Consider the following 9,892-nt stretch of genomic DNA (forward strand, 5'->3'; position numbering starts at 1 on the left):
GAAGGGCGTAGGAACGCATCGTGCTTCGACAGGCTCAGCACGAACGGAATGAGGTGCAGGCGCTGATCAGGTCGCTTCGGCCGGGTGCTTGGCAGCGATCGAGCCGAGCAAGTCGTCGAACGCCTTGGAGAAGGACGCGACGCCTTCCTCGACCAGGGTTTCGGTCACGCCCTGCAGGTCGAGCCCAAGCCGCTCGGCCTCGGCCAATACGTGCCTCGCGCCGTCCAGATCCTGGGTCAGCGTCTCGGCAGCGGTGCCGTGATCGCGGAAAGCGTCGAGCGTCTTGGGCGGCACGGTGTTGACGGTATCGCGACCGATCAACGTATCGAGATAAAGGACATCCGAATAATCCGGATTCTTGGTCCCGGTCGATGCCCAGAGCAGCCGCTGCGGCATCGCGCCCTTGGCGGCGAGCGCCTGCCAGCGGGCCGACTGGATGAAGTCCTGGTACCAGGCATAAGCCGCCTTGGCGTTGGCGATCGCCACCTTGCCCTTCAGCGCCTTGGCTTCCTCGCCGCCAGTGCCAGCGTCGATCGCGTCGTCGATCTTGGTGTCGATCCGGCTGACGAAAAAGCTCGCGACGCTGGCGATGCGGTCGATCGCCTCGCCACGCGCGGCGCGCTTCTCGAGACCCTCGACGAACGCCAGCGCGACCGCTTTGTACGCCTCGATCGAGAACAGCAACGTCACGTTGATGTTGATGCCCTTGTCGATCGACGCCGCGATCGCGGGGACGCCCGCGGCGGTGCCCGGGATCTTGATCATCAGGTTGGGCCGGTCGACCGCTTTCCACAGTCGCTCGGCTTCGGCGGCCGTCTCGTCGGTGTCGTTGGCAAGATAAGGCGACACTTCCAAGCTGACATAGCCGTCCTTGGCGCCGAGCCGGTCATAGACCGGGCGCAGCGTGTCGGCGGCGGCCTGGATATCCTGGATCGCGAGATGCTCGTAACGCGCCATCGCCGACGCACCGGGATTGGCCTTGTCGAAGTCGGCGAGTTCGGCGTCATAGGCGTTGCCATGCCCCATCGCCTTCTCGAAGATCGACGGGTTGGACGTCACGCCGGTGACGCCGTCTTCCTCGACCAGTTTCTTCAATCCGCCCTCGGCCAGCAGCTTGCGGTCGATGAAGTCGAGCCAGATCGCCTGACCGAGTTTTTCCAGATCGTTGATCCGTCCCATTGGTCTTTCCTTCTGCGTCACCCCAGCGAAAGCTGGGGTCTCATGCGGCACAAGATCCCAGCTTTCGCTGGGATGACGGCCATTATTTGGCCAAAAGCGCCTTCGCCTTGGCCACCACGTTTTCCACCGTGAATCCGAACTTGTCCTGCAACCCGGCGAGTGGTGCCGAAGCGCCAAACGTCGACATGGTGATCGTCGAACCCTTCGGACCGACATAGCGATCCCAGCCCATCTCGCCGCCCATCTCGACGGCGAGGCGCGCGGTAACGCCCGATGGCAGCACGCTTTCGCGATAGGCCGCATCCTGCAGCTCGAACCTGAACCAGCTCGGCATCGACACGACGCGCACCGCGACGCCTTCGGCCTTGAGTTGCTCATAAGCCTTGGCCACCAGGCTGACCTCCGATCCGCTCGCGATCAGGATCACCTGAGGATTATCGCTGTCGGCCAGCACATAGGCGCCTTTCGCGACGCCATCGGCACTGGCATATGTCGAGCGATCGAGCGTCGGCATCGCCTGACGCGACAGAACGAGCGCGGTCGGGTGGCCGCCATCCTTCATCAACGCGCGCCACGCCGCAGCGACCTCATTGGCGTCGCCCGGACGGATCGTGTCGATCCCCGGCGTCGCGCGGAGCATCGCCAGCTGCTCTATCGGCTGATGGGTCGGACCGTCCTCGCCAACGCCGATCGAATCGTGCGTGAACACCCAGACCGAACCCAGTTCCATCAGCGCCGACAGGCGCACCGGCGGGCGCATATAGTCGAGGAACACGAAGAAGGTCGAACCGTAAGCGCGCAGATGCGAGAGCGACATGCCGTTGACCACCGCGCCCATGCCGTGTTCGCGCACCCCGAAATGGAAATTGGTGCCGCCATAATTGTCCGGCTCGAACGACGGCGCGTTCTTGATGTCGGTCTTGGTCGACGGCGCGAGATCGGCCGAGCCGCCGAGCAACCACGGCACCTTCGGCACGATCGCGTTGAGCACCTTGCCGCTCGAATCGCGCGTCGCGAGCCCCTTGGCATCGGCGTCGAAGGTTGGAATGTCGGCATCCCAACCCTCGGGCAGCCGATCCGACAGGATCAGGTCGAGTTCCTTGCCGAGATCGGGATAGGCCGACTTGTACTTGGCGAAGGTCGCGTCCCATTCCTCGCGCAGCGGACGACCGCGGTCGGCAATCGCTCCGTTGAAATGCTTCTCGACGCCATCGGGGACGTAAAAGTCCTTCTGCGGCCAGCCATAGGCTTCCTTGGTCGCCTTGACGTTGTCGACGCCGAGCGGCTCGCCATGCGCCTTTTCGCTGCCGGCGCGGGGCGATCCCCAGCCGATCACCGAATGGACGACGATGAAGGTCGGGCGATCGTCGGTCTTGCGGAACGTCTCGAGCGCCTGGGCCATCGCCGCACAATCATTGGCGTCGTTCACATGGATGACGTTCCAGCCATAGGCCAGGAAGCGCTTGCCAACATCCTCGTCGAACGCGAGCGCGGTGTCGCCCTCGATCGAGATATGGTTCGAATCGTAGATCCAGCAGAGGTTGGAAAGCTTGAGGTGCCCGGCGATCGACGCCGCCTCAGCCGACACGCCTTCCATCATATCGCCATCGCCGCACAGCGCGTAGACGTCGTGATCGAACAGCGTGAAGCCATCCTTGTTATAGCGCGCCGCGAGCCAGCGCTCGGCGATCGCCATGCCGACCGAATTGCCGCAGCCCTGCCCGAGCGGACCAGTGGTGGTCTCGACCCCGGTGGTGTGGCGATATTCGGGATGACCCGGTGTCTTCGAGCCAAGCTGACGGAAATTCTCGATATCGTTGAGGCTGACCGCTTCCTTGCCGGTCTTCTTGCCCGTGCCATCGACTTCCTCGATCCCGGCGAGGTGGATCAGCGAATAGAGCAGCATCGAGGCATGGCCGACCGACAGCACGAAGCGGTCGCGATTGGGCCAGGTCGGCGTCGAGGGATCGTAGCGGAGGAATTGCGACCAGAGCGTGTAGCCGACCGGCGCCAGCGCCATCGGCGTGCCGGGGTGCCCGGAATTGGCCTTTTGTACCGCGTCCATCGACAGCGTGCGAATCGTGTCGATGGTCAGACGCTCAATCGAACCGTCTTCTTTGAGCTGATCCACGTCGGCGGTCTGGGTATCGGACATTCTATTTCGGGCTCCCGCTTCGGGTGGACGAACGCGCGGACCGCATCGCGGTTGCGCCATTTCCACGCCCTATATGGGGAGCATCGCGCGCTTGCCACCCGTCAGGTGGTATTGCGTTCCATTTTCGTAACGGTTCCCCCGTCGGCGATATAGGCGGCGTCGACCTCGCGCAGGAAAAGACCATGCCCCATCACGCCGGGAATCGCCTGCAACGCGGCCGCGAGCCCGGCCGGGTCCGGGAACGACACGAAATGGCAATCGAAGATGACATTGCCCTGATCGCTGCGCCACGCGCCTTCGTCGGCCATGCGCAAGACGGGCTCGGCGCCCAGCGCCGCGAGACGGGCAGCGACGAAACTCCTCGCGAAAGGCAGCACCTCGACCGGCAGCGGCGCGGCGCCGAGCCGATCGACCCGCTTCGAGGCGTCGGCGATCACCACCATCCGCTCGGACGCTTCGGCGACGATCTTTTCGCGCAACAAAGCCCCGCCCGCCCCCTTGATGACTTGCAGCCCGGGATCGATCTCGTCGGCACCGTCGATCGTCAGGTCCAGCCGCGACGCGAGCGCGAATCGCCCGATCGGAATGCCGACATCGCGCGCCGCCTGTTCGGTGGCGATCGACGTGGCGAAGAATATCGTCCGGCGAAGTTCGGGCAGGCGCGCGGCGATCGCGCGGATCGCGAACGCCACGGTCGATCCGGTACCGATGCCCACCAGCATGCCGTCACGGATTTCGGCGACCGCGGCTTCGGCGGCGATCCTCTTGTCGTCGTCGATCATGGACGTGGGCGTAGCGCGAAACCGCGCGCGCGGGAACGGCCGGTTCATCGCCGACGCATCACGGTTATAACCCTGCGGAATGGTGCACCGCAACGAAACGGCTTGATTCATGTAACAATGCAACATAGCAGAACGCAACCGCAACCCGCTCGTCGAGCGATCGGCCGGAGATTATGGCGACTATAGCAAGGCGCATCGGTAGCACGTCGCGTCCGCCCCATCAGGGGCGGCGGCTGGGTGCTGGCTGGATTGCCGTGCTGCTGGCCATGCTGGTGGTGTTCTCGTGGCAGAGTTTCGTTGCCCAGACCCACAACCATTTCGCCAGTGCGCCGATCTCCACCGCTGCCGGCCAGACAGGCGCGGTCGCGGCGACCTCGTCGGACCGAAACTCACCATTCGATTCACCGGCGAATTGTCCGATCTGTCGGGAAATCGCGCAAAGTGCCGCGTACCTGCCACCAGCGCCGATCGTCCTTCCGGCGCCCCAGGCGATGCCCGTCTGGCTAATTACTGGTCTCGCCTTCGGGTTGAGCCTCGAACGTCGCTCGCTCGGCTGGCATAGCCGCGCACCTCCGACCCAACTCCACGCCTGACATAATCACCGCGACGCGAAGGCACGACACCGTGCCCAGTCGCGTCCAGCGGATTCCGCAGTGAATCCGCGACCAAGGTTCCCGGAGTTTATTAGAATGCGACATCTATTCCTGCTGGGCGCGGCATCCGTCGCGCTGTTTCCCGCGATGGCCTCGGCCCAGGACGCGCCAGCCAGCCCGCCACCGGCTGCCCCTACCCCCGCCCCTGCCCCGTCGGATCAATCGGGCGACATCGTGATCACCGCGCAGCGGCTCGACGCGGCGCGCGACGCCATCCTGCCGTCGCTCGGCGCCAGCGCCTACACGATCGACAAGGCGATGCTTTCCAAGCAGCCCGGCGGCGCCAATGTCAGCCTGGTCCAGGTCCTGTCCCAGGTCCCCGGCGTGACGCTCGACAGCTATGGCGCGGTGCATGTCCGCAACGAACACGGCAACCTTCAATACCGATTGAATGGCGTGATCGTGCCGGAGAGCATCTCGGGCTTCGGCCAGACATTCGACCCCCGGATCGCCGACTCGGTCGAGCTGATCACCGGCACGCTGCCGGCGCAATATGGCTATCGCACATCGGGTGTGGTCAGCCTGAAGACCGGATCGGGCGGGTTCGACAATGGCGGCGATGTCGGCTTTTACGGCGGCAGCCGGAACACGATCAATCCCAGCGCGTCGATCCATGGGACGGACGGATCGCTGAGCTATTTCGCCTCGGGCAGTTATCTCCAGAACGACCTGGGCGTCGAAAACCCGATCCCGACGCGTGACGCGATCCACGATCGCACTCGTCAATATCGAGCGTTCGCGTACATCTCCGACATCGTCTCGTCGACCAGCCGCATCACCGCGTTCGGCGGCACGTCGATCGGCTATTTCCAGATTCCGAACAATCCGGGTCAGGGGGACCCTGCTACCAACTTCAACCTCAACGGGAATTCGAGCTTCGATTCCTCCAAGCTCGACCAGAACCAGCGCGAGATCACGCATTACGGCGTGCTTGCGTATCAATATGCCGGCGGCGCGCTCAATTTTCAGGTGGCCCCGTTCATACGCTACTCCCAGACCCGCTTCACGCCCGACCCGCAGGGTGGCGATTTGATCCTCGCGGGCGTCGCGGACAATTCCCGTCTGTCCAGCCTGGCGATCGGCGTGCAGGCGGACGGCAGCTATAAACTGTCCGATGCTCATACATTGCGCTTCGGCCTGTTCGTTCAGAACGAGCGGACGCGCACGCTAGTGACGTCACGCGTGTTCCCGGTCGACGGGAATGGCAAGCAGACCTCGGACATTCCGATCACGATCACCGACAAGGGCGGGCGCAACGGCCAGCTCTATGGCGTCTATCTCCAGGACGAATGGTCGCTGAGCCCGACGCTGACGCTCAATTACGGCGTCCGGTTCGACGCGGTCAGGGCCTATACGCGTGAGCAACAGGTCAGCCCGCGCGTCAATCTCGTCTGGAAACCGAGCGACGGCACCACTTTCCATCTCGGTTATGCGCGCAACTTCACGCCGCCGCCGCAGGAATTGATTGCGGCGCCGACGCTGGCCCTGTTCAACGGCACGACCAAGGAGCCCGAAATTCAGACCGCCGACCCGGTACGGGCGGAGCGCGAGCATTACTTCGATGCCGGCGTGCAGCAGACCGTGCTGCCTGGCCTCAAGATCGGGCTCGACGCTTACTACAAGATCAAGCGCAACCTGCTCGACGAAGGCCAGTTCGGCACCTCGCTGGTGCTGTCGCCGTTCAACTACGCCAAGGGCTATGCCTGGGGCGTCGAGCTCAGCGCCAATTACACCAAGGGACCGGTCGACCTCTACGCCAACGTCGCACGTGGTCAGGAGAAAGGCCGCAACATCATCTCGAGCCAATATTTCTTTGCGCAGGACGAGCTCGATTACATCTCCAACCATTATATCTTCACCGACCATTCGCAGAATTGGACGGCCTCGGGCGGCGCCAGTGTCACGATCCATGACGGGATCGGCACGCTCGTTCCGGCGGTCGACTTCCTCTATGGCGACGGGCTGCGCGCGGACGACCCCGCCGGCATCGTTCCCAATGGCGGCAAGCTGCCCTCGTACGTCACCGCCAATATCGGGATCGCGCAGAATCTCGAGGGTCCCGGCGTGCTCAAGGGGCTGTCGATCCGCTTCGATGTCGTCAATCTGTTCGACAAAAGCTACCTGATCCGCGACGGATCGGGGGTCGGCGTCGGCGCCCCGCAATATGGTGCGCGGCGCGGGTTCTTCGCGGGCATCAGCAAGAAGTTCTGATCGAGTATCGGGGCGTGCCGGTGGCGCGCCCCGGCGAGATGGCCAGTCGCCGCGGCGCGTCCGCGGCGGCAGGTGGCCTGCGCCTTTCCAACCGGCCGTCGCGGCGGGCCGCCTATCGAACCTTGGAGAACCCCATGCCCCATGGAGACCCTGCGGTAAGTGCGCCGGCGATCGACTGGGTCGAACGCGCCGCGGTCGGCGCTTCAGCGCTCTGCCTGGTCCATTGCGCCGGCTTGCCGCTGCTGCTCGCCGCCCTGCCCGCCCTATCGTCGCTGATTGCCCTGCCCGAGAGCTTTCACGTCTGGGTGCTGGCATTTGCCGTGCCGAGCTCGGCGCTGGCGCTGTTCGCCGGCCGGCACCGTCATCGTCGAGCTTATCCGTTGATGATTGGCACAACGGGACTGATCCTGCTGGCGACGGGCGCGCTTCTGCTGCTCGGCGGGCGTTGGGAGACACCGGTGACGATCATGGGCAGCCTGTGCCTCGCCTGCGCTCATCTCGCCAATTGGCGGCTGCGGCATTCCAACCATCAGCATTGCGACTGACACCGGCATCGCCGGTAAGTGGCGTCAGTCCGACACGGGCACCAAGCGTTCTGTGAAACTTGTTTGACCACCTCTTTTCGATTATATTTTAATCAGTCTGATAGAGAGTGATTAGAATGACTGCCGAGACGAAAGTGCTAACCGCGCATGTTCCGATCGGACTCGCGGAAAAGGTCGAAGCCATGGCCTCGCGGCTCGAACGCTCGCGCGGCTGGGTGATGAAACAGGCGCTCGCGGCCTGGGTCGATCAGGAAGAGGAGCGTCATCGCATGACGCTCGAAGCTTTGCTGGATGTCGATTCCGGCCGGGTTATCGACCATCAGGCGATCCAAGCATGGGCCGATAGCCTCGGAACGGACAAGCCACTGCCCTCCCCACTCAAGTGAAGCTTCAGTGGACCAGCAAGGCGTCCTCGGACCTTGTACGTCTGCACGAGCATCTAAGCCCGGTCGCGCCCGAGGCCGCGGCGCGCGTGGTCCAGCAGCTTGCCCGCGCCCCGGAACGGCTGCTCGACTATCCGAGGATCGGCGAGAAGCTGGAAGCCTATGAGCCGCGCGAGGTCCGCCGGATTATCATCGGTAATTACGAGATGCGTTACGAGATCGCGGCCGGGACCATCTTCATCCTGCGTCTCTGGCATTGCCGCGAAAACCGCAGCTTAGGGTCGGAAGAATAGCATTTCGCCCCCGGTACCCGGTTAGAGCGCTATCGCAGCGGTGCTATTGGCGGCAGGTCGGGAGCATCCAGTCCCCCGAACGGCTCCCGCCATGCCTCGATATTTTCGAGTTGATCATACCAACGGCAAATCGCCGGATACTCGCCAATCGGCAGGCAGGCGATGTCGTTGAACGGCAGAAAGGCGGCCATTCGGAAGTCGGCGTACGAAACCGATTCCCCGGCAAGCCACTGTCGCGCGCGGAGTTCACTTTCGAGGATGGTCGCAGCGACCCGGAAACGCGCCAGCCCTTCCGCAACCTTCTCGTCATCGATCGGCCCGAGAGCGTAACGCTGCTTCGTTCCCCGCTCGAAATGGACCATATCGCACGCCTGCATGAAATTCTCTTTCCCCCAGCTTAGCCAGCGGATCATCTCGGGCTCGTCATCTCCTGTGCGCCAGAAGTCTGACGCGGCGTCGCGCGAAAGCCGGCATGCTATTGCGTCCGCTTCCCAGAGAACGCGCTCGCCGTCCACGAGGATGGGTAGCGAGAGGTTGGGATTCAGAGGCCGGAACTTCTCGGATTCGCCGGGCGCGAAGGGCGAAGCATATTCGAAGTCGACCGCCGAATTCAGGTAGCGCGCGACCGCGACCGCAAGCCGCGGATTTGGGTTTCGACTGAAGAAGAGCTTCATCATCATCGCAATTCCGGAAGCGAATGTACGATCGGCATGTGCCGCCGGCCGGTACAGCCGCCATCGCTGCACGACAAGGTTCTGGATCAGGCCCTTGCGCCAGCAACACGGAGGTTCGGAACCACGACTTGGGCAGCGAGCTGACCCAGAACGCGAACCGCCGCCTCTGGTGTAGAGGCGGCGGCGATAGGCATTAATGCCTGTGAACGGAAATGGCGCGCCCGGAACGATTCGAACGTCCGACCCTCAGATTCGTAGTCTGATGCTCTATCCAGCTGAGCTACGGGCGCCTGGGAGACGCGGCACATAGAGGGGTGTTTCGGGAAGCGCAAGTGCGTTGCGCCATAGTTTTTCGCCGCCTAGAGCAGCGTCATGTCAAAGCGCATCGCGATACTCCTCACCCTCGGGCTTATCGGCTGTACCGAAGCGCCGGGGGTCTATCCGTCGCTCGCGCTGCGGCCGATCGAATCGCGCTCGGACGCCGAACCTGAAGTTGTAACGCCCGTCGCCGCCCCGGATCCCGAACTCGACAAGAAGATCGCGGCGATCGGCGCCAAGCTGGGCGCGTCGGAGGCAGCGTTTGCGGCCAGTGCCGCCACTGCGGAGAGCGCCGCGCGGAGCCCCGCGGCGCAGGCGGTGGGCAGCAACGAATGGGTGCGCGCCGAATCGGCGCTGGCCGACCTCGATTCGCTCCGCGTCGATACGCTCGGCGCCGTCACCGATCTCGACCAATTGACCAGCGAGCGCGGCGTGGCCGGCGATCCCCCCTATCCCGCGCTGGAAGACGCGCGCGCCAAGGCGCAGGCGCAATTGGACGCCCAGCAGACGAAGATCGCCGCGATCAAGGCGATTCTCGGCGAGAAGTAAGCCAGCCGCCTTCTCCTCTCGCAGGCGACGGGATCAAGGCGAGCCATGGAAGGCCACCGATCGCATTCCCCTCTCCCGCTTGCGGGAGAGGGAGGGGCCCGCCGTGAAGCGGTGGGAAGGTGAGGGTCTTCTTACTTCTTCTTTGGCAAG

General features: G+C 63.8%; 10 protein-coding genes and 1 tRNA gene. 6 read left to right on the forward strand and 5 right to left on the reverse strand.

The features are described from left to right. Window positions 1-66: 66 nt before the first annotated feature. The 3 genes from tal to rpiA form a co-directional block, all read right to left on the reverse strand. Window positions 67-1,179: a transaldolase gene (tal, locus tag SMA01S_RS11810; protein WP_066821979.1), complete on the reverse strand. Its 1,113-nt coding sequence runs from the start codon at window positions 1,177-1,179 to the stop codon at window positions 67-69. 82 nt (window positions 1,180-1,261) lie between these two features. After that, window positions 1,262-3,334, reverse strand: coding sequence for a transketolase (gene tkt, locus SMA01S_RS11815; protein WP_066821982.1), 2,073 nt, complete (start codon window positions 3,332-3,334; stop codon window positions 1,262-1,264). A gap of 101 nt (window positions 3,335-3,435) precedes the next feature. Continuing rightward, entirely contained in the window at window positions 3,436-4,116 is a 681-nt protein-coding gene (rpiA, locus tag SMA01S_RS11820; protein ID WP_066822028.1) for a ribose-5-phosphate isomerase RpiA, read from the reverse strand. 173 nt (window positions 4,117-4,289) lie between these two features. On the opposite strand from rpiA, the gene SMA01S_RS11825 reads away from it, so the two are divergent. The 5 genes from SMA01S_RS11825 (at window position 4,290) to SMA01S_RS11845 (ending at window position 8,201) form a co-directional block, all read left to right on the forward strand. Then, the gene (locus tag SMA01S_RS11825; RefSeq protein ID WP_157093915.1) at window positions 4,290-4,709 is read left to right on the forward strand and encodes a DUF2946 family protein; all 420 of its coding nucleotides are present in this window, start codon (window positions 4,290-4,292) and stop codon (window positions 4,707-4,709) included. A 96-nt stretch (window positions 4,710-4,805) separates the two neighbouring features. Next, window positions 4,806-6,980 (forward strand): TonB-dependent receptor, encoded by a 2,175-nt coding sequence (locus SMA01S_RS11830; protein WP_066821989.1) that lies wholly within the window; start codon window positions 4,806-4,808, stop codon window positions 6,978-6,980. Between the two features lie 134 nt (window positions 6,981-7,114). Next, complete coding sequence (locus tag SMA01S_RS11835; RefSeq protein WP_066822031.1) at window positions 7,115-7,525, forward strand: MerC domain-containing protein; 411 nt, start codon at window positions 7,115-7,117, stop codon at window positions 7,523-7,525. 116 nt (window positions 7,526-7,641) lie between these two features. After that, window positions 7,642-7,911 carry a CopG family ribbon-helix-helix protein gene (locus SMA01S_RS11840; RefSeq protein WP_066821992.1) on the forward strand — a complete coding sequence of 90 codons (270 nt, stop codon included), beginning with the start codon at window positions 7,642-7,644 and terminating at the stop codon, window positions 7,909-7,911. After that, on the forward strand, window positions 7,908-8,201 hold the full coding sequence (locus SMA01S_RS11845; RefSeq protein ID WP_066821995.1) for a type II toxin-antitoxin system RelE/ParE family toxin: 294 nt from the start codon (window positions 7,908-7,910) through the stop codon (window positions 8,199-8,201). Before SMA01S_RS11840 ends, SMA01S_RS11845 begins: the two co-directional genes overlap by 4 nt. Window positions 8,202-8,230: 29 nt before the next feature. Here the strand turns inward: SMA01S_RS11845 and SMA01S_RS11850 are convergent, their stop codons facing one another. Then, on the reverse strand, window positions 8,231-8,878 hold the full coding sequence (locus tag SMA01S_RS11850) for a glutathione S-transferase family protein (RefSeq protein WP_218016883.1): 648 nt from the start codon (window positions 8,876-8,878) through the stop codon (window positions 8,231-8,233). 210 nt (window positions 8,879-9,088) lie between these two features. Continuing rightward, a tRNA-Arg gene (locus tag SMA01S_RS11855) sits at window positions 9,089-9,165 on the reverse strand. Between the two features lie 82 nt (window positions 9,166-9,247). On the opposite strand from SMA01S_RS11855, the gene SMA01S_RS11860 reads away from it, so the two are divergent. Beyond that, entirely contained in the window at window positions 9,248-9,742 is a 495-nt protein-coding gene (locus SMA01S_RS11860) for a hypothetical protein (RefSeq protein WP_066821998.1), read from the forward strand. The last annotated feature ends 150 nt before the right edge of the window (window positions 9,743-9,892 follow it).

This window comes from Sphingomonas mali NBRC 15500 (genome assembly GCF_001598415.1).
GTDB classification, from domain to species: Bacteria; Pseudomonadota; Alphaproteobacteria; order Sphingomonadales; family Sphingomonadaceae; genus Sphingomonas; species Sphingomonas mali.